The sequence below is a fragment of the Azospirillum sp. 11R-A genome (assembly GCF_049472615.1).
Lineage (GTDB): Bacteria > Pseudomonadota > Alphaproteobacteria > Azospirillales > Azospirillaceae > Azospirillum > Azospirillum palustre.
This window is the reverse complement of sequence record NZ_JBCEBL010000023.1, coordinates 112,407-131,307: the sequence shown is the minus strand read 5'-3', so window position 1 is coordinate 131,307 and position 18,901 is coordinate 112,407. Positions and strand designations below refer to the sequence as shown.

Annotated in this window: 17 protein-coding genes and 1 pseudogene; 5 read left to right on the top strand and 13 right to left on the bottom strand. The window is 66.5% G+C overall.

What is annotated here, in order from left to right:
• Nucleotides 1-100, bottom strand: a pseudogene (locus VH569_RS25915) (IS5/IS1182 family transposase); the annotation flags it as partial.
• A gap of 65 nt (nt 101-165) precedes the next feature.
• Here VH569_RS25915 and VH569_RS25910 point away from each other — a divergent pair.
• On the top strand, nt 166-621 hold the full coding sequence (locus tag VH569_RS25910; protein ID WP_423319086.1) for a response regulator: 456 nt from the start codon (nt 166-168) through the stop codon (nt 619-621).
• A gap of 13 nt (nt 622-634) precedes the next feature.
• Here the strand turns inward: VH569_RS25910 and VH569_RS25905 are convergent, their stop codons facing one another.
• Nucleotides 635-2,053, bottom strand: a complete 1,419-nt coding sequence (locus VH569_RS25905; protein ID WP_423319084.1) for a sensor domain-containing diguanylate cyclase — start codon at nt 2,051-2,053, stop codon at nt 635-637.
• 522 nt (nt 2,054-2,575) lie between these two features.
• The gene (locus VH569_RS25900) at nt 2,576-4,486 is read right to left on the bottom strand and encodes a PAS-domain containing protein (RefSeq protein WP_423319082.1); all 1,911 of its coding nucleotides are present in this window, start codon (nt 4,484-4,486) and stop codon (nt 2,576-2,578) included.
• A gap of 333 nt (nt 4,487-4,819) precedes the next feature.
• Here VH569_RS25900 and VH569_RS25895 point away from each other — a divergent pair, with 333 nt between their 5' ends.
• Nucleotides 4,820-5,284, top strand: coding sequence for a hypothetical protein (locus VH569_RS25895; RefSeq protein WP_423319080.1), 465 nt, complete (start codon nt 4,820-4,822; stop codon nt 5,282-5,284).
• A 42-nt stretch (nt 5,285-5,326) separates the two neighbouring features.
• Here VH569_RS25895 and VH569_RS25890 read toward each other — a convergent pair whose 3' ends face one another.
• The 8 genes from VH569_RS25890 to VH569_RS25855 all read right to left on the bottom strand — a co-directional run bounded on the left by VH569_RS25890 (nt 5,327) and on the right by VH569_RS25855 (nt 14,888).
• Nucleotides 5,327-8,446 (bottom strand): efflux RND transporter permease subunit, encoded by a 3,120-nt coding sequence (locus VH569_RS25890; RefSeq protein WP_423319078.1) that lies wholly within the window; start codon nt 8,444-8,446, stop codon nt 5,327-5,329.
• The gene (locus VH569_RS25885) at nt 8,443-9,765 is read right to left on the bottom strand and encodes an efflux RND transporter periplasmic adaptor subunit (RefSeq protein ID WP_423319076.1); all 1,323 of its coding nucleotides are present in this window, start codon (nt 9,763-9,765) and stop codon (nt 8,443-8,445) included. Before VH569_RS25885 ends, VH569_RS25890 begins: the two co-directional genes overlap by 4 nt.
• 42 nt (nt 9,766-9,807) lie before the next feature.
• Entirely contained in the window at nt 9,808-10,416 is a 609-nt protein-coding gene (locus VH569_RS25880) for a TetR/AcrR family transcriptional regulator (RefSeq protein ID WP_377809172.1), read from the bottom strand.
• A 241-nt stretch (nt 10,417-10,657) separates the two neighbouring features.
• The gene (locus VH569_RS25875) at nt 10,658-12,139 is read right to left on the bottom strand and encodes a BON domain-containing protein (RefSeq protein ID WP_423319075.1); all 1,482 of its coding nucleotides are present in this window, start codon (nt 12,137-12,139) and stop codon (nt 10,658-10,660) included.
• A 266-nt stretch (nt 12,140-12,405) separates the two neighbouring features.
• Nucleotides 12,406-12,807 carry a response regulator gene (locus VH569_RS25870; protein ID WP_423319073.1) on the bottom strand — a complete coding sequence of 134 codons (402 nt, stop codon included), beginning with the start codon at nt 12,805-12,807 and terminating at the stop codon, nt 12,406-12,408.
• Nucleotides 12,808-12,878: 71 nt separating this feature from the next.
• Nucleotides 12,879-13,217, bottom strand: coding sequence for an STAS domain-containing protein (locus tag VH569_RS25865; RefSeq protein WP_098739610.1), 339 nt, complete (start codon nt 13,215-13,217; stop codon nt 12,879-12,881).
• A 225-nt stretch (nt 13,218-13,442) separates the two neighbouring features.
• Nucleotides 13,443-13,886: a hypothetical protein gene (locus VH569_RS25860; RefSeq protein WP_423319071.1), complete on the bottom strand. Its 444-nt coding sequence runs from the start codon at nt 13,884-13,886 to the stop codon at nt 13,443-13,445.
• Between the two features lie 216 nt (nt 13,887-14,102).
• Nucleotides 14,103-14,888, bottom strand: a complete 786-nt coding sequence (locus VH569_RS25855) for a tetratricopeptide repeat protein (RefSeq protein ID WP_395459510.1) — start codon at nt 14,886-14,888, stop codon at nt 14,103-14,105.
• 260 nt (nt 14,889-15,148) lie between these two features.
• Here VH569_RS25855 and VH569_RS25850 point away from each other — a divergent pair, with 260 nt between their 5' ends.
• Both VH569_RS25850 and VH569_RS25845 read left to right on the top strand, forming a co-directional pair.
• Nucleotides 15,149-15,580: an ATP-binding protein gene (locus VH569_RS25850; protein WP_423319069.1), complete on the top strand. Its 432-nt coding sequence runs from the start codon at nt 15,149-15,151 to the stop codon at nt 15,578-15,580.
• Between the two features lie 379 nt (nt 15,581-15,959).
• Nucleotides 15,960-16,145 (top strand): hypothetical protein, encoded by a 186-nt coding sequence (locus VH569_RS25845; protein ID WP_146255415.1) that lies wholly within the window; start codon nt 15,960-15,962, stop codon nt 16,143-16,145.
• A gap of 60 nt (nt 16,146-16,205) precedes the next feature.
• On the opposite strand, the gene VH569_RS25840 is transcribed toward VH569_RS25845, so the two are convergent.
• Nucleotides 16,206-16,403, bottom strand: a complete 198-nt coding sequence (locus tag VH569_RS25840) for a hypothetical protein (RefSeq protein ID WP_376959530.1) — start codon at nt 16,401-16,403, stop codon at nt 16,206-16,208.
• A gap of 184 nt (nt 16,404-16,587) precedes the next feature.
• Here VH569_RS25840 and VH569_RS25835 point away from each other — a divergent pair, with 184 nt between their 5' ends.
• Nucleotides 16,588-16,995, top strand: coding sequence for an RcnB family protein (locus tag VH569_RS25835; RefSeq protein WP_423319066.1), 408 nt, complete (start codon nt 16,588-16,590; stop codon nt 16,993-16,995).
• Between the two features lie 15 nt (nt 16,996-17,010).
• On the opposite strand, the gene VH569_RS25830 is transcribed toward VH569_RS25835, so the two are convergent.
• A complete protein-coding gene (locus VH569_RS25830) occupies nt 17,011-18,897 on the bottom strand; it encodes a response regulator (protein WP_423319065.1) in 1,887 nt (628 codons plus the stop codon).
• Nucleotides 18,898-18,901: the final 4 nt, after the last annotated feature.

The following is an 18,901-nucleotide window of genomic DNA, read 5'->3' as shown; positions in this document are numbered from 1 at the left end:
TGTCCAGCCGAGGCCGCCCGCCCTTCGGTTTGGGCGGCTCCGCTGGGAGCAACGGTTCAATCAGGGCCCAAAGGGCGTCGGAGACCAGAGGTGCAGCCATGCCACTCTCAACAGCCCAAACGCCGTTTTGTTAGGTGCTCTTACTCGGAGGTCGGCGAAGGCACCATGGTTTGCCTGTATCTGCCCCGCCACCGCGGCAAGGCGGAGGAAGAGGAGATTCGCGACGAGCCGGCCACGACCCAGCCGGCACGGCAAGGCGAGACCGTTCTGGTGGTGGACGACGAGCCGAGCCTGCGCCTGATGGTGATGGACCTGCTGAGCGACCTGGGCTATGCGGCAATCGAGGCGGCGGACGGCGCCGCCGGCCTGCGGGTTCTGCAATCCGACGCGCGCATCGATCTGGTGGTGACCGACGTCGGCCTGCCCGGCGGCATGAACGGCCGCCAGATGATCGATCTCGCCCGCGTCGGCCGTCCCAAGCTGAAGACGCTGTTCATCACCGGCTTCGCCGAGAACGCGCTGCTGAACAATGGCCAGCTCGAACCCGGCATGTCGGTGCTGACCAAGCCCTTCGCCATGGATGTGCTGGCCGCAAGGATCAGGGAACTGATCGCAAGCTGAGGCGGTCGGACGATCAGACCCGCAGACCGCAGCCGGTATCGAGAACCACCCGGTTGCGGCCGCTGTCCTTGGCACTGTAGAGCGCCTTGTCGGCACGGCTCAGAATGTCGCTGACCGTCGTGTGATCCTCGTCCAGGCTGGCGATGCCGATGCTGATCGTGATGGTCACAGAACGGTCGCCATCGAGGTCGATCCGGGCTCCGGACACCGCCTGCCGCAGGTTCTCCGCAACCACCATGGCACCTTTCCCATCGGTCTCCGGCAGGACGATGGCGAATTCCTCTCCGCCGATCCGGGCAAAGGTATCGGATTCCCGCAAGCGGTTCTGGATGACCTGGGCAATGCCGACGAGCACGGCATCGCCGGCCGTGTGGCCATGATTGTCGTTGACCGCCTTGAAGTGGTCGATGTCGAGAATGATGATGCTGAACTTGCGGCGATAGCGGCGGTGGCGCACGAGTTCCGCATCCGCCACCGACATGAAGCGCCGACGGTTCGGAATCCGGCAGAGCGGATCGGTCTCCGCCAGCAGGACAAGCTCCATCTCCCGCCGCTTCAAGGCCTGATGGGTCGCTTCCAAATCCTCGTGCGCAGCCTTCAGTTCGGCATTCATCGTCTGGACGGTGGCGTACTCGCGGAAGATCGTCCAGATCGCAAGGCCGGATGCCAGCGAGGCGAGCGTAAGCAACACCGTGCCGACGACACCGATCAGGTAGCCGAGCAGAGCAGCATGGCTGGACCGGGCGAAGGCCTCCTCCCGGTCCACCATCGCGACGACGAACAGGCCATACTGCCGGAGTTTCTGATAACCGACGATCCGCTGGATCCCGTCGATAGGGCTGGCGCCGTCAAACACTCCGGAATCGGGGGCGAGCGGCTCCGTGTAGGGCCGCGGTTCGATCACCTTGCCGAGATGGCGTTCGTCATAATTTCTGCCGAGAGCCCGCGACAGAACTGTCCGGTCCTGGTGGAGAAGGGCGATGACGTCCTTGTCGCCAAGCGACACCGTTTCCGCAAAACGCCCGAGGAAATATGGATCGATCGACAGGACGATGACGCCGTCGAACTCGCCCCGATCATTGAAGATCTTGCGGGTGAACTGGATGGACCATTTCTGCGATATGCGACCGAGCAGAGGTTTGCTGATGAACAGAAAATCCCCCTCCTGCTCCAGATGGACGCGGAAATGCTCCCGATCCGAAAGATCGACCCTATCGGTCATCCTTTGCAGATTGGAGAAGGAGAGCCGGCCGTCACGACCGATTATGGACACCTGAAAAACAAAGTCCGAACTGAGTATCGAAAAAACCTCCTGTGCAATCGACGCCATATCTTTTTGTTTTCGCGTATATTCACTGCGCATCAGTTGCGCAGCTTGATCGATCTGCCGGATCGTTCTTATCAGATATTCGTGATAGGCCTTCGCCATCATCTGAGTATTTGTCTCCGCAACCTGCCGATCCAGATCACGGTAAGTACCAATATTATGAAAGACAAAAATCCAAAGTACCGCTGTGGACATAACGAACATCGCTGCGAGAGCGCCAATCCATAAACCAACGCAGCGGCAGCCTCTCTGCAACGCTTTCAAAATTTCAACTCCATCGGAACATGAAAAAGAATGATGCAGAACAATTTTGCCGCTGATAATCGAGAACGGTCCATTCAATGATTGAATATTTTTTATACTCAAATCACTCGTAGCAAACATTTTGTGTATTAAGAAATTATGCGTTATTGATCTTGGATAATCGTTTCCATTGAATATCAAAAAGCGGCTCGCCCAATTAAATCTACCACCTTATATTGATTATCCGTTGCGATGCACATGTATGCCTCCTCGGACATGCAGGACTACGACGAGACCTGCTGAAGTATTGAGCACTCTTCAACCGGACAATGCCGGCGCATCGGCTTTGTCATCGGATGCCGGGGATCCCACTTGATGCTGCCGTCACCCTTCGAGCCGGACCGGAAAGCGCAGCACGAACCGCGTGCCCTTCTCGCCGTCATCCTCCAGCGCGATGCTGCCGCGCATCGTGCCGGCCATGATGTTGGCGCAGATGCTGAGGCCCAGACCGCTGGCGCCCATGCCGCGCTTGGTGGTGAAGAAGGGCTCGAAAATGCGGGTGCGGATGGAAGCGGGGATGCCCTTGCCGTCATCGGCATAGTGCATCTTGATCCAGCCCGCCGGCTGCTCGCGGGCGGAAAGCAGAATGCGGCCGGCCTCACCCTCGTCATAGGCATGGACCAGGGCATTGATGATCAGGTTGGACAGCACCTGCGCGAAGGAGCCGGGATAGCCGTCGACGATCAAACCGGCAGGGATGTCGAGATCGACCGTCACCCGGGTCCGGCGCAGGCGGGGGCGCAGGCTCAGCAGCACCTCGTCGACATAAGCGGCGAGGTCGAAGGGGCGGCGCTCACCGCTCGCCTGATCGGAGGCGACCTGCTTGAAGCTCTGGATCAGACCGGTGGCGCGCTCGACGTTCGACAGGATCATCCGCGTCGATTCCCAGGCGACATCCAGGAAATCCTGGAAATCGCTGCGGCGGATGCGGTTCTCTTCGAACAGGGCGCGGATGCGGCCGACCTCTTCTCCCAGATGGGAAATGGCGGTCAGGGTGACACCGATGGGGGTGTTCACCTCATGCGCGACGCCCGCGACCAGCTGGGCAAGCGAAGACAGCTTCTCCGCCTGGATCAGGCTGGCCTGGGCATCGCGCAGTTCGGCCTCCGCCCGCTTGCGCGCGGTGATGTCCAGCGCCACCGTGACGATGTGGGTGACCTCGCCCCCCTCGTCGGTCAGCGGCATCTTGGTGGTCAGCCAATCGCGCATCGTGCCGTCGCCGTCGGGCGCGCGGTCCTCGTGGAAAGGAACGCCCCGGCTGCTGCCCACCACCAGCCGGTCGAGCGCCGTGGCACGGTCGGTCGCGGGGCCGGGCGGCGGAGCGGCGGCGGGACCATAGGTTTCGCGGTAGAAGCGGTTGGTCAGCCGCACCGTGCCGTCGCGGTCTTTCACGTCGATCAGTGCCGGGATGGCGTCGATCACCCCGGTCAGGATTTCGCGGCTCTGGCGTAGCGCCTCGTCGGCGATGACACGGTCGGTGATGTCGGTGAAGGTCCGCACCTGCCCGCCGTCAGGCAGCGGCACCACCCGCACCTCGATGAAGCGGCCGTCGCCCTGGGGGCGGGCATAGACGAACTCCCGCTCCGGCCGGCCCAGGCGGTCCATCAGATACTTGGTCTTGGCATCCAGATTGTCGCCGAAATCGGGGGCTCCCGCCGGCATGGAGACCAGACCTGTGGAGATCTGGTGGTGCACGATGTCGGACAGCGCCGGCTTGCTGCACATCACCTCCTCCGACACGCCGAGGATGTCCAGCGCATGGCGGTTCCAGGCGATGTAGCGCAGGTCGCGGTCCAGCAGGACGATGCCCTGCCCCATATTCTCCAGCGTCAGGCGCAGCATGTGGCGCTGCGTCGCAAGGTCGTCCTCCGCCCGGCGGCGCTCGGTCACGTCGGAGTAGGTGCGAACGAACCCACCGGCAGAGGTGCGGCGGGTCCGCACCTCCAGCACGCGTCCGTCGGGGCGGCGGTGCTCATAGAGCGGCGGATCGGCCCGGCGCGTCCGTTCCAGATGACCGGCCGCGAGGGCGTCGGGGTCGCCCGGACCATACTCGCCACGGCGGGCGAGGTAATGGACCATGCGGGCATAGTCGTCGCCGGGCAGATAGCCCATTGGCACGTCGAACATCTCGTATAGCCGGGGGTTGATCACGCGGACCCTGAGGTCGGCATCGACCAGCATCACGCCCTGATCCATCTGTTCAAGCGCCAGCACGGCAAGATCGTCGCCGCTCACGGGCTCCGGTCCGGGAACGTCGGCCGCAGGGGATTGGTTCGTCGGGAGGTCGGGGATCCGGGCTGGCAAGATCGGCGCGCCATCCTTCGTTACGCGTGTCCACAATCGAACGTCCCACTGTACCAGCCGCGCCTCATCCTGCCGAGCCTTCGTCTGCGCCACGGCGTCGCAACCACGCGATATTTGTGGGACATTTTAAGTATTTCGGAACCTTTGCCGCACTAGCCTGTTTCGGGTGGCGACAGGTTTGTGCAAGATCGTCCGATGAGCGATACTGTGCCGTCCTGCATTCCGCTCACCCCGCGTTTCCTGCTCCCGTGAGGTAACCGCCCCTTGTCCGGACTGGCCGCCCTTCCCGCACCGACCAGCGCGATGCCCACATCGGGCCTTGCGAAGCTGCGTCAGATGCTGGCGAGCGATGCCTCGGCGGTCCAGCCGATCCGCCGCGTCCCTGGTGATGAGGAACGCAAGCGCGGCAAGGAAGGCACCGAGGCGACCGGCGACGCGCTGCAGGGCAGCGGCCGCGCCGACGGAGAGTCGACGGCAACACGGTCGCGGACGGCTGCCGGTTCATCCGGTGGATTTGCCATCGGCAGTACGGCGGAGGATGCCGGCCCTGTCATTGGCGGCCCGGTTCCGCTGAACGCCCTGCCCAACGCCGGCTATGTCGCCCAGAGCATCCATCAGGAGGCCATGGGCAGCGGCCTGACCATCGAACCCTGGTCCGAAGCCATCGACGCCTACCGCCGCGCCGATGCCGGGGTCAACACGCCGATGGTTACGCAGATCGCTGTATGAACGCCCCTCTCCCAAGGCGGGAGAGGGAAATCCACGCGCCCCTCAGTCGTCGCCACCCGCCGGCATCGGGCCATGGGGGATGTCCGCCTTGCGGCTGCGGAACAGGTTGCTCATGAAGTGGCCGAAATCCTCCATGTAGAGGTAGAGCGACGGCGTGATGTAGAGCGTCAGTACCTGCGACACGCACAGGCCGCCGACCACGGCGAGACCCAGCGGCTGGCGCAGTTCGGCCGCCGCACCATGGGCGATGGCGATGGGCAGGGTGCCCATGATCGCCGCCATCGTCGTCATGATGATCGGGCGGAAGCGCAGCAGGCAGGCCTGCTCGATTGCGTCGCGCGCCGACATGCCGTTGCGCCGGGCGTCCACCGCGAAGTCGATCATCATGATCGCGTTCTTCTTCACAATGCCGATCAGCATCAGAATGCCGATGATGGCGATAACGCTGAGTTCGACGTCGAACAGCATCAGCGTCGCCAGCGCGCCGATGGCCGCCGACGGCAGGCCGGACAGGATGGTCAACGGGTGGATGAAGCTCTCGTACAGCACGCCAAGCACGATGTAGATCACCAGCACCGCCGCGGAGAGCAGCAGCGCCTGACCGGCCTGGGCATCCTGGAACACCTGGGCGGTGCCGGCGAAACCGGTGGTGACGGTGGGCGGCAGGCCCATCTCGCGCTCCGACGCGCGGATCAGGTCGACCGCCTGCCCCAGCGAGGCGCCGGGCGCCAGGTTGAAGGACAAGGTGACGGCCGGAAGTTGGCCCTGGTGGTTGACCGCCAGCGGGCCGGCGGTGCGCTCCACCCGCGCGAAGGCGTCGAGCGGAACCAGCTTGCCGGTGGTGGTGGAGCGGACATAGATGCGCGACAGCGAGCTGTCGTCGCCCTGGTATTTCGGTTCCAGCTCGATCAGCACCTGATAGTCGTTGCTGGGGGTGTAGATGGTCGAGACCTGCCGCTGGCCGAAGGCGCTGTAGAGGGTCGAGCGCACCTGATCGACACCGAGGCCGAGTGTGGCCGCCTTCTCGCGGTCGATGTGGACGTAGGCCTGCGGATTGTTCAGCTGAAGGTCGCTGGTCACGTCCTGCAGGATCGGAATGCCGCGCAGCGTCTGCTCCAGCCGGCCGGACCACTGGTACAGCTCGTCGAGGTCGAGGCCCTGGATGGTATACTGGTAGAGGCTCTTCGACGCGCGGCCGCCGATGCGCAGGTTCTGCACCGGCTGCATGTAGACGGCCATTCCGGGGATGCCGTTGACCTGCCGGCGAATCTGCTGGATCACCTCAGTCGCCGACGGACGTTCGTCACGCGGCTTCAGGGTGAGGAACATGCGGCCCTGGTTGCCGGTGCTGCCGCCGACGCCGACGGAGGAGATGACGTCGACCACCGCCGGGTTGGCCTTGATGATGGCGGCGACCTGCTGCTGCCGCTCCGCCATCGACGGGAAGGCGATGTCGGCCCGCGCCTCGGTCGTCACCTGGATCTGGCCGATGTCCTCGGTCGGGAAGAAGCCCTTGGGGATCGCCTGGTAGAGCAGCGCCGTGCCGATAACGGTGCCGATCATCACCAGCCCCATCAGCGGCCGGTGGCGCAGGGTCCAGCGCAGCGTGCGGGCATAGCCGTTCAGCACCGCGGAGAAGCCGCCCTCCAGCATGCGGCCGAACCAACCCTCCTTCTGGTCATGGGCATGGGTGAGAAAGCGCGAGCACATCATCGGCGTCAGCGTCAGCGACACGAAGGCCGACGCGCCGATCGACATGGTGACGACCAGGGCGAATTCGTGGAACAGCCGCCCGACCACGCCACCCATCAGCAGGATCGGGATGAAGACCGCGACCAGCGACAGGGTAATCGACAGGATGGTGAAGCCGATCTCGCGCGAGCCCTTGATGGCGGCCTCGAACGGCTTCATCCCCTCTTCGACGTAGCGGACGATGTTCTCCATCATGACGATGGCGTCGTCCACCACGAGACCGACCGCCAGCGTCAGCGCCATCAGCGAGATGTTGTCGACCGAGAAACCCAGCAGATGCATGCCGCCGGCCGTCGCGATCAGCGAGATCGGCACGGCCAGCGCCGGGATCAGTGTCGCCGACAGCCGGCGCAGGAACAGGAAGATCACCATGACGACCAGCACGATGGTCAGGCCGAGCGTGAACTGCACATCCTCCACCGCCTGCCGGATCGATTCGGAGCGGTCGTTGACCACCTGGATGGCGGCGGCGGCGGGAAGCTGGGTCTGGAACACCGGCACCAGCTCGCGCACCCGGTCGACCACGTCGACGGTGTTGGCGTCGGGCTGGCGCTGGACAGCCAGCATGATGCTGCGGGTGCCGTTCAGCCAGCTGGCGGTGCGGTCGTTCTCGACGCTGTCCAGCACCTGCGCGACGTCGCCCAGGCGGACGGGTGCGCTGTTGCGGTAGGCGACGATCAGCTGGCGGAAGGCGGCGGCGTCGGGAAGCTGCGGGTTGGCGGCGATCACCAGCTGCTGCTGCTGGCCGGTCAGCGTGCCGACCGGCGTGTTGGCATTGGCGGCGGCCAGCGCCTTCTGCAGTTCGTCGATGCCAATGCCGCGCAGCGCCAGCGCGTTGGGGTTGACCTGCACCCGCACGGCGTATTTCTGCGAACCGTAGATCTGCACCTGGGCGACGCCCGGCAGGGTGGCGACCTTGGGCTGGATCAGCGTCTCGGCGATGTCGTTCAACTGCGCCAGCGGCAGGGTCGGCGAGTTCAGCGACAGGAACAGGATCGGCTGGTCGGCCGGGTTGACCTTGCGGTAGCTGGGCGGGGTCGTCATCTCCGCCGGCAGCCGGCGCTGGGTGCGGGCGATGGCCGCCTGCACGTCGGCCGCCGCCGCGTCGATGTCGCGCTCCAGCACGAACTGAATGGTGATGCTGGTGTTGCCGAGCGTGCTGTTCGACGTGATGGTGTCGATGCCGGCGATGGTGGAGAACTCACGCTCCAGCGGGCTGGCGACCGACGCCGCCATCGTCTCCGGCGAGGCGCCCGGCAGGGTGGCGGTGACGCTGACCACCGGGAAATCCACCCGCGGCAGCGCCGCGGTGGGCAGTTGGCGGTAGGCCGCCAGACCGCTCAGCACCAGGGCCGCCGTCAGGAGAATGGTCATCACCGGACGGCGGATGCAGAGTTCGGAGAGGTTCACGTGGCACCCCCGGTGCTCTTGCCCTCGGCGGATTGACCGGTGGCCGCCCCATTGGTTGCCGTGCTGCGGGCGGCGTCCTGGGTGGCGGAGCCCTGCTGGCGCCCGCCTTCGGCGGTCTCGCCGCCCCCGGTGGAGCCGGTCGGGGCGGCGGGCTTGCCGCCGGCCTTCTCGGTGATCTTGGCGCCGGGGAACAGGCGCGACTGGCCGTCGACCACCACCCGCTCGCCCGCCTTCAGGCCGGAGGCGACGACGCTGAGGCCGCCATGGTTGCGCTCGACGGTGACCGGGCGGACCTCGACCGTCTCATCGGCCTTGACGACATAGACGAAGCGGCCCTTCTGGCCGGTCTGCACGGCAAGGTCGGCGATGGTCAGCGCGTTCTGCTCGACGCGCAGGGTGAGGACAGTGTCGACGAACTGGCCCGGCCACAGGCGGGTGTCGGCGTTCGGAAACTCACCCTTGACCAGAATGGTGCCGGTCTGCTGGTCGACCTGGCTGTCAACGAAGGACAGCTTGCCCTCGGCCTTCTCGCCATGGCCGCCGGCGATGGTGGCGGTCACGGAAAGCGAGCCGCTGGCCATTGCGGCGCGGATCGCCGGCAGATGCTTTTCCGGGACGTTGAAGGAGACGTTGATCGGGCGCAGCTGGGTCAGGGTGACCAGCGGGTTGGTGTCGGCGGCGCGGACCATGGTTCCGACCTTGGCGGCGACGGTGCCGGTGCGGCCGTCCATCGGAGCGGTGATGCGGGTGAAGCTGAGCGAGACCTTCGCCGCCTCAATCGCCGCGAGGTCGGCTTTCACCGTGCCCTCCAGCGCGTCGGCGGTGGCGACCGCGGCGTCATAGGTGGTGCGGGAGATGGCGCTGGTCCGCACCAGCTCGGCATAGCGCTTCACATCGCCCTTGGCCTTCTCCAGATTGGCGCGGTCGCGCTCCAGATTGGCCTGTGCCTGACGCAGCTGGGCGTCGAGCGACCGGCTGTCGAGGGTGAAGAGCGTGTCGCCGGTCTTCACCTCCTGCCCTTCGGTGAAGTTGACCGTTTCCACCGCGCTGTCGACGCGGGCCTTGATGGCGATGGCGGCGATGGGCTGGACGCTGCCGATGGTGACGATCTGTTCGGGCACGGCCTGCACCGCCACCGTCTGCGTCACCACGGGAACCGTCCGGCCTGCACCGGCCGGCGCCGCCGCCTTGGACTGCGGCTTCTGGCCGTCCGCCGCCGCCGTCTTGCCATCCGCCCCGGCATTGTGGGTCGCATACCAATAGTACCCGCCGCCGCCGATCACAGCGGCCAGCAGCAGGACCAGGAAAAACCGTCTCATCCGATGGGACTCCAAACGCCGGAGCCAGGGGCCGGCACAGGCTTAGATAAAGGGGGGCAGATTGGTGATGCCGGACATCAGGATATCGATGACGGAGCGCTCCAGCGCCTCGCGCGGGCGGTCGCCCAGCTGCATGATGCCGCCACGGACCATGCCGATGATCAGCAGCGGCACGACCTCCAGGTCGATCTTGCGGAACTCGCCGGACGCCATGCCGTCGGCCAGCACCTGCTGCAACGCGGTGGCGGTGCGTTGGCTGCGGCGGCGCAGGATGCGGCGGGTGCGGTCGGCCAGATCTGACTGGTCGCCGCCCAGCAGCTTCAGCGTCTGCAACTGCTCGCTCAAAGTGTCGACCAGGGCCGAGACCATGGCGGACAGCCGGACCGACGCCGGCACCTGCTGCGGCGCCAGTTCGGCGTTCAGCTTGTGCTCCAGCCCGCCCAGCGCGCGCTCCAGCGATTCCAGATACAGCTCTTCCTTGGAGGGGAAGTAGCGATAGAGCGTGGCCTTGCCCACGCCGGCCCGTTTCGCCACCTCTTCCACCTGGACCGAGGCGTAATCGCGGCCGGCGAAAAGCTCCGCCGCGGCGTTGAGGATCACCTCGCGCCGCCGAGCGCGCCAGTCGGGTATCTCTTCCGCATCAAGAGGCATGAATGGAACTCACGGGTTTCAAAAACTGACGATAGTCGAGATCCTTAAAGTGTCAAGGAACCTGTTTCCAATAAAAATGAATTCGGCGTCATGTGGGGGAACTGTTTCCTTTCCATGACCGGATCGGGCGGATTTGCGGTCCTTAGAACGTAAAAAGACGCGAAGCCCGACCTGCCCAGGGGGGAATTACCTGGGAGGCCGGGCTTCGCGCCTATTCAATTTATGGCGGTGACGCGGGACGTCAGCTCCGCGTATTGGTGGTGCGGCCGATACCGGTTGAGCCGGTCACGCCGGTGGTCGAGCCGGCCATCGAACCGGTGCCCGCCGATGTGCCGGCCGGGCCGCCGCTGGTGCCGGCGCCGAGGCCGGCCGCGGTGCCGGCGCTGGTGGTGTCGGCCCCCTGGAGGCCGCCTGTTGTCCCGCTCATCGACGAGGAGGTGCCGCCGGGGGTCGAACTGGTGCCCGCACTCGCCATCGCCGAGGCGCCGGCACCGGTCGAACTGCCCCAGTTCGAGCCGCCCTGAGTTCCGGTCTGCGCACGGACGCGCAGGTTGTTCTGCACATGCGACACGCCGGAGACGGACTCGGCGACATCCTCGGCCCGGCGCTTGGTGTTGCGGTCGGGAACCATGCCGGTCAGCGTCACCTCGCCGCCGCTGACCGCCACCTCGATGTCGGAAGCGTCGATGTAGGCGTCGTCGGTCAGCCGGTCGCTGACATCCTCACGCACACGCTCGTCGGAACGGCTGTAGCCGCGCGGGCCACGGCCGCGATGCTGGGAGGCGCGCATCTGGTCCTCGTGACGGCGGCGCTCCGCATCGTCGTCGCCGAACCAGGAGGCGATTTCGTCGCCGGCCTGCTCCCAGAAGCCGCGCTGTTCGCCCCGGCCGCGGTTCTCGCCATAGCCACGGCCTTCCTGGCTGCGGTACATGGCCCCGCGGTCCTCGCCCCAGGAGCGGTTGCGGTAATCGTCTCGGCCATAGCCTGCACCATGGCTGGCGGAGGAACTGCCGCCGAGATCGCGCCGGCTCCAGTCGCCACGGTTCCAATCGCCACGGTCGCGGCCGGGCTCGTAACCGCCGCCATAACCGCTGGATTGGGGACCGTAAGCGCGGGACCCGTAATCACGGTTGCGGTCGTCGCTGCTTCCGGGGCTGCGCTCGCCGTAATTCCGCTCGCCATAGGGGCGGACGCCATAATCGCGGTCACGGTAATCGGCGCTGCCGACATCACGGCTGGTGTAGTTGCCTTCGGTTCCGGCATTGCCGGCCCCGGCATAACCGCCATAGCCGCTTGAACCCGACCGGCCGCCATAGCCGGCACCATAGCCGCCGCGGCTCATGTCGCGCCCGCCGCCGAAGTTGCGATCATAGACCCGCTCCATCTCGCGGGAATTGTCGCGGCGGTTGTCGTCATAGTGGGAATCGCGGCCGTAACCGCCCGATTCATTGCCGACTCGCCCGCCATAGCCGGCATCGCGATAGTCGCGGCCCTGCTCGTCCTGATGGCGGTGGGCCTGGGTGCGATACATGCTCTCGTGCTGGCGGCTGTCGTCCCCGCTCTGGGACCGGCTCCAGTCCCCTCCCTGTTCACGGCTCCGGTCCTGGCCGTAGACGCCGGTGCGGCTGGGTCCCTCGCCCCAATCGCGGTGCCGGTTGGGTTCACGGTCCTCGTCGCGCCAGTCGCGGCCCTCGCCTCGCCACCGATTCTCGTACTGCGCCATCGTGGTCGGCTCCCTCTTTTCAGGATTCTTGAATGGGCGGGCGGCACCACGCATGGCGTCGCCACGCCCGTCTGTCCCGATCAACAGGGGCGGTCGAACGGCGTTCCGGAAATTCAGCGGCCGGTGACAGGGAAAACCGAGAGTTCTGGCACGGGGCTTGCGAAGGGAACCGCGGTTGGTTCCACGCATCACTTACGGCTTCGGCGCTTCATGCACCGAAGCCGTTTTCTTTTGCGCCCTTTTATTGGGCAGGCACTTCAATCTGCTTAATTTGGCAGCGACTGGTCGAGCAGACGGGCAACTGCGGCCCCCAACTCCTCGTTGAGGAACGGTTTGTAGATGATCTCATCCGCATTGAACATGCGGGTCATCTTCAGCAGATAGCCCGCCGGCATGTTGGGTGCGCCGCCGGACATGGCGAGGATCTTCACGTCCGGCTGGGTGCTGCGGGCGGCCTTGATCAGTTCGATCCCGTCCACCTCCGGCATCAGCACGTCGGTGACGATCAGGTCGAAACTGCGGCGGTCGAGGGCGCGGATCGCCGCCCGGCCGTTCTCCGCCTCCGTCACCTCGAAACCGCGCCCCTCGAGATATCCGGCGACGGACAGCCGCACGGCCGGCGAATCCTCGACGACCAGGATGTTGGGGCGATTGGCACTTCCCATCATGCACCCGGCTCCTTTTGGGAACCGCCTTATCGAAAAGCCGGCCGCGGCCGGCGGAAGTCTACGCGTGCCCCTCACCCACCCACTGCCGCGACAGCCGCAGCCGCGTCGGCATGGATCTGGAACAGGGACGAAAATCCGCTGACATCGAACATCTCGCGGATATTCGGCGCCATCGCGGACAGGACGATCGAGCCGCGCTTCGCCCGGGCCGCCTTGGCGGCGACCAGCAGGGACCGAAGCCCGGCAGAACTGATGTAGGCAAGCTGGGCCATATCGACAACGATCCGCGTGCCCTCATCGCCGATGGCGGACATCAGAACGCGTTCGAATTCGCCTGTGCTGCCACTGTCGATGCGTCCGACCGGGTGCAGCACCGTGACGCCATTCTCTGTTCGCTCGGCAATGTGCATACCCGGCTCCCGCCACATTCTTCCAGGCCTCCGGTTATAGCATGTCGGCGGAGTGCCGACGATGTCTTCGCAGTACGGCGGAAATCGCGCTCATCGCGCCTCCCGCTCCCGCCCTCACAGTGCATACCAACGCCGCGACGCCGCTTCTCCCGCGGCGACGCGGCCTCAGACCTGGCCGTGCCAGAAGAGGTTCCGTCGAGCGGTCAACTCCGCCACCGGCACGAGTTACGCGCTGGCGGGATCGAAGGCCGGGTCGGCGGCGAAGTCGCGATGAACCAGCAGCCGCACCGGATCGCCACCGACGCGGACCGGCCGCTTCGGGTAGAGGCCGTGTCCGGCCAGATGGCTCCAGCTGTGATGGTTGCGGGCGCTGACCGTGGTGATCAGGTGCCGGCCGCCCAGCGCCTCCGCCACCTCGATCCCCCAGCCGATCGACCGGTGGTGAAGTCCGCGCCCGTACTCCCTGGGATCGACCATCGCCGACGACATGTGCGCCACCAGCGGCAGTTCCGCCTCCGGCAAGTCGAGGTCACGGCCCCGATTGGGATCCTCGGCCATCGGCAGGCCGAGCGCGCCATAGGCGACCAGCGCCGCCTTGCGGAAGATGCCAGCGGCCAGCCCACGGTTGCCCAGATGGTCGGCGACGAAATTCCCGACCTTCCCGGCCATGCGGTAATGGTTGGGGGTCTTGCTGCATCGCCGCCACCCGCACGCGGACGCCGGCGAGCAGGTCGAAGTCCTTCGGGTCCAGCAGGCAGGCGGTCAACCCGTCCGGCAGGTCGGCGGTCCGCGCATCCAGGCGGTCGGTGGCCACCGCGCGCGCCGCACCGCCATTAGTTTTCCAGATTATGCTAATATATCAAGCCAGCGACCATCCGGGCGGCCTCAGCCGGGCGGCATTGCGCCAGCATGGGCGTTCTGCATGGGGATTTCCTGCATGCGGCGCTGCTCCGGCCGCCATGGCGCCGCGTCGTCCTCATCCTCCGCGGCGTCCGGCCAGTCGAGGGACAGGTCCGGGCGCAGGTCGGGGAGGACGGTTTGCCGCAGCTCGGCCAGCGCCACCAGCGCGTCGCGGTCGCCGGCCGCTGCCGCCGCCTGAAGCCAAAGGGCGGCTTCGGCCGGATCGCGGGTGGCCCCGACCCCCTCGCGCAGGCACAGGCCAAGGCGGTATTGCGCAGCAGGATGCCCCTGCTCGGCAGCGGCACGCAGCCAGCGCACCGCTTCGGTCTCGTCACGGTCGACGCCGCGGCCGTCGAGCAGCAGCAGGGCGAGGTTGACCTGGGCGGGAGCGGAGTGCTGGAGCGCGGCAAGCCGGTACCACAGCGCCGCCTTGGCAGGATCGCAGGGCACGCCGGCGCCATGCTCGTGCATGTAGCCCAGATTGTTCTGCGCGCCGACGTCGCCCTTGGCGGCGGCACGGCGATACCAGGACACCGCCCGGCGCGGGTCGGGCGGTACGCCGATGCCGTTGGCGAGCAGGAAGGCCAGCATGGTCTGCGCCGCGACATGGCCCTGGCGGGCGGCCCGGCGGTACCAGGAAACGGAAGCGGCAACGTCGGCCGTCCGCACGGCCTCCGCCAGCCGGTATTGCGCGTCGCTGTCGCCCAGTTCGGCCTTCATCCGGGTCCAGAGCGTGGGCGTGGCAAGCATGGGCTTGGCAAGCATGGACATGGCGCCGGCACCTTCGTCGATTGTCCCCCCGGGGTTCCGTTCCACCAACACCGCGCGAACCGGCTTTATTCCGGTCGCCACAGCGTTGTGGCCGAACCCCTTCGCCCGAGTCTGTCCCCCTGCCGCCGCCCGTTCAACCTCCCCAGCCGGCGGTCGAGGAATTGTCACGCCGACGCCATCGGTTAAGAATGACCATCCCTTCGCGCCCCCGTGATACCCGGAGGCATAGGGGAAAAAGTGGGGCCGGGAGGCGAGTGCGGATGGACGGAAAAACGGCGAACCGCCTGGAGGTGGTCCTGCGCAGCGAACTGTCGGAACTCGGCCGGCTGGCCGCCGCGGTGGAGAACTTCGTCGCGCGCAACCAGCTGCCCCCGGACCTCGCCTTCCGCTTCACGCTTTGCCTCGACGAACTCGTCACCAACATCGTCTCCCATAGCCACGGCGGTGCCGGCGGGCATGGCATCCGGGTGCGGCTGGAAACCGATGGGCTGGAGCTGCGGGCGGAGGTGGAGGACGATGCCGACGCCTTCGACCCCTTCGCCGAGGCCCCGTCGCCCGACCTCGGCGGCGATCTGGAGAGCCGGCGGGTTGGCGGACTGGGCATCTTTCTGGTCGGCAAAATGATGGACCGCGCCAGCCACCGGCGCGAAGGCGGCCGTAACCTGACCCTGCTCGCCAAGCGCATCGGCTGACCGTCGGCGGTGGAGCGCAACCGCGAAGGTCAGCCTCGGAACAATCCCGCTTCAAAGAATCTTCATGGAAGCCTTGTCCGTTTCGAACCCCGATCCAGGCGACGTCGTGAACGCCAAGTCCCCAATATCGACAGGGTCATACAGATGGGCCGGCGAACCTTACATGTTTTTCATCAAATGCCGGCGAGTTGCCGCCCATGACAATCCGGCAAAGCAGAGCGTTTCGCTCTGCAACAAACCGACACATGACAAGGGGGTCAAATTCTTGCACTATTGTGGATAGCCCCAGGTTGCGGCCGGGACCGGCCGTTCGGGTAAGCCGACGCGGATCGGGGCAGGAGCATGGAAGGCGGACGCTAACGTGTGGAGTCGACGCATCATGACAGGGACGCAGTGCCAAGAGGCACGGCTGCGCCTTGGCTGGTCGACAAGGATGCTGGCGAACAAGGCTGGCGTTCCGTGGTACGCCGTGATGAACCTCGATTACGGCACGGGTGAAGTCGACCCGGCCATCGTCGACGCGCTCACCCGCGCCTTCAAGCAGGCGGGGCTGGAGTTGCGCTAACGGAAGGCCCCTCTCCCGGGATGGGAGAGGGAACCGTCTCCGCTCCGCCAACTCATTCCCTCAGCTCGTTTTCCCGGCCTTGCCCTTCCCAGCCTTGCCCTTCTCCGCCGGGCGGTCGATGTGCTTGGCCGATTCGGTGTCAGGGGTGATCGGCTTGCCGGTGTCGGACACCTCCCTGGCCGCCTCAAGCGGGTCGGCGATGTCGCGGTCGGGCTCGTTGGACAGGATCTTGCCGCTGTCGGGTTTCTGGTCTGCCATGGAATCGTTCCTTCCGTCGGATGGTTCCATCACAACAGGCGGCCGCCGACATTTGTCCCGGATACACTCTGTTACCGAATCCATGACCGCCGGACACAGGCTGGCAACGATAGGCCGCCATCCTGATCGCCATGGACGCCCCCGGCCAAGACCGGGGAGCGCCGGACGCGATAGGATGGACAGCATGAAAAAGACCCTGCTCGCCGTGGCCGCCGCTATCCTCGCCGTAACCGCGGCGACCGGAACGCCCGCAATGGCCCAGGGATGGCAGCCGGGCCCGGATGACCGCCCGGCCGGCCACCAGTACCCGCAGCCGCAGCCGCCCCGCGGGTACGAACATGGCCCGCGGTACGAGCACCCCGACCGTCAGCCGGTCCACCGTCCTGGTCCGCCGAAGGCGTATGGCTGGCGGGCCGGCGAGCGTCTGCCGCAGGAGTGGCGCGCCCCCCGTCACGTGATCGCACGCCCAGCCGCCTATCACCTGCACCGCCCGCCGCGGGGCCATCGCTGGGTCCGCGTCAACCATGACGCCGTTCTGGTCGTTTCCACCACCGGCATCATCGTGGAGATCATGCCCGGCCTGTTCCGCTGACCGGAGGTCCCGCCCCTAATCGCCAAAACCCTTCTGCGCCAGGACCAGGAAGATCTTCTCCTCCAACTGGTCGGGCGTGAAGGGCTTGGCGATGTAGCCGCTGACCTGATGGGCCAGCGCCTTCTTCACCGCATCCAGCGTCGCCAGCGCCGTGACCATCAGGAAAGGCAGGTCGCTGCGGGCTTCGCGCACCTGCTTCAGCAGGTCGAGGCCACTCAACCGCGGCATCATCCAGTCGCAGACGATCAGGTCATAGGCCGCACCGTCGGCCTGGAAGCGCTCCAACGCCTCCTGGCCGTCGGCGGCGGTGACGATGTGGCCGATGCCCAGCTCCTGGAGGACGGAGGTGACGAAGGCGCGCGGCCCGGCCTCGTCATCCACCACCAGGACGCGGTGGGAGGACAGGTCGATGAAGGGCACGCCGACCATGCCCAGCGCCTGCCGCAGCCAGTTGGCACGCGCCAGCCGTTCCTTCGGCCCCGGCGCGTTCAGCAGAACATGGCGGACGAAGCGCGGCCGGTGGCAGTGGCGGTAGAGCACGCGGGCCACCGCCAGCCGGCTTTTCCCGGTACAGAAGGCCCCCTCCCCCGCCAGCCGGACGATCTCGAGCACGGTGTCGGCCGGCGGATCGTCCTTGGCCTGGATCAAGGGAGCCAGCACGCGCTGGGTACGCAGGAAGGCGTTCTGGATGTCGTCGAGCTGGCCGCCGAGATACTCGCGCTCCTCGTCAGGGAAGGCGCTGGACAGCACGAGGCGCTGAACCTCCGCCAGCCCCTTCAGCTTCTCGTTCCGGTCCTTCCAGCAGTCCAGCAGCCGGCCGGCGAAGTCGCGGCTGTCGAAGAAACTCTTCAGGTAATCGGCCACCGCCTTGGTCGCGGTGGGCGACAGCGGCATCTTCTGGAGCACGAACAAGATGCGCAGCTTCTGCACGAAGTTGCGGCCACGGGTGATCTCCGGGACCGTGTCCTCGTTGACCAGCAGGGCGGTGCGGCGTTGCAGAGCCGCCTCCGTCCGCGCACCGCCGACATAGGCGCCCTCGCGGTCGCGCAGGCGGGCGGACAGGTCGCTCAGCGCCAGAATCTCGCGCTGCACCGCCTCGATGCCGAACATGTCGCCGGCACTGGCGATGGTGAAGCAGGCCGGCTTGGCCATCTCGCGGCGGAAGGCGGCGGCCAGCGCGTCGCGCAAACCCGGCATCGGCACCCGGCGCATCAACACGTCCAGCCGTCGGAACACCGATGGGGCATCGTCCGCCATCGGCCGGTCGGTGGCGATCAGCGTCACGATCAGGTCGATCAGGGTGGTGAAGGGGGCATCCCGCGCGCAGGACGCGGTGCCGGCGTCGCTCAGCAGGATCTCTCCCAGCAGCCGCTCCACCGGCGTCAGCGCGTCGGGATGCTCGGTGGTTTCGGCGAGGTTCAGCAGCGCCTCAGCCTTCTCGGCGAAGCTGCGGCAGACGGCGATGTGCTGGGTGACGGCGGCGTCGAGAAGGAAACGGCCGAGAAAACCGCCGACGGACAACAGTTCCGCCGCCGTGCCGGGATAGTCGGCGGACAGGAAGTCGGGGGGCGGGTGCTCCTTCACCCGCTCGCGCGTCAGCCGGGCGATCTCGTTGACCAGCGGCGTCATGCCGCCCTTACGGTCCATCACCCGTTCGGCCTGGGTCAGGATGGCGACGAAGGTGGCGGTGTTGGACAGCCCGGTCTGATGGCGCGGGTGGTGCAGCAGCTCCGTCGCGGTCAGCGCGTTCTCGTCGAGGAAGCGGCGGCAGAAGCGGCCGACCCCATCACGGCCGGCCGGGGTGTAGAAGTCGGCAGGCTCGCGACAGGCGGCGGGGGCGGAACCCTCCGCCTCTTCCAGGGCCGGTTCCGCGGCGGGTGTGTCGTGGCGGGACTCCTCCATCGCC

Coding starts and splice junctions, on each gene's coding strand:
- VH569_RS25870 (WP_423319073.1), bottom strand. CDS start 12,807: ATGATGGGAAGTGCCAATCGCCCCAACATCCTGGTCGTCGAGGATTCG.
- VH569_RS25855 (WP_395459510.1), bottom strand. CDS start 14,888: ATGTCCATGCTTGCCAAGCCCATGCTTGCCACGCCCACGCTCTGGACC.
- VH569_RS25840 (WP_376959530.1), bottom strand. CDS start 16,403: ATGGCAGACCAGAAACCCGACAGCGGCAAGATCCTGTCCAACGAGCCC.
- VH569_RS25860 (WP_423319071.1), bottom strand. CDS start 13,886: ATGGCCGGGAAGGTCGGGAATTTCGTCGCCGACCATCTGGGCAACCGT.
- VH569_RS25845 (WP_146255415.1), top strand. CDS start 15,960: ATGACAGGGACGCAGTGCCAAGAGGCACGGCTGCGCCTTGGCTGGTCG.
- VH569_RS25835 (WP_423319066.1), top strand. CDS start 16,588: ATGAAAAAGACCCTGCTCGCCGTGGCCGCCGCTATCCTCGCCGTAACC.
- VH569_RS25865 (WP_098739610.1), bottom strand. CDS start 13,217: ATGCACATTGCCGAGCGAACAGAGAATGGCGTCACGGTGCTGCACCCG.
- VH569_RS25880 (WP_377809172.1), bottom strand. CDS start 10,416: ATGCCTCTTGATGCGGAAGAGATACCCGACTGGCGCGCTCGGCGGCGC.
- VH569_RS25885 (WP_423319076.1), bottom strand. CDS start 9,765: ATGAGACGGTTTTTCCTGGTCCTGCTGCTGGCCGCTGTGATCGGCGGC.
- VH569_RS25905 (WP_423319084.1), bottom strand. CDS start 2,053: ATGATGGCGAAGGCCTATCACGAATATCTGATAAGAACGATCCGGCAG.
- VH569_RS25910 (WP_423319086.1), top strand. CDS start 166: ATGGTTTGCCTGTATCTGCCCCGCCACCGCGGCAAGGCGGAGGAAGAG.
- VH569_RS25830 (WP_423319065.1), bottom strand. CDS start 18,897: ATGGAGGAGTCCCGCCACGACACACCCGCCGCGGAACCGGCCCTGGAA.
- VH569_RS25875 (WP_423319075.1), bottom strand. CDS start 12,139: ATGGCGCAGTACGAGAATCGGTGGCGAGGCGAGGGCCGCGACTGGCGC.
- VH569_RS25850 (WP_423319069.1), top strand. CDS start 15,149: ATGGACGGAAAAACGGCGAACCGCCTGGAGGTGGTCCTGCGCAGCGAA.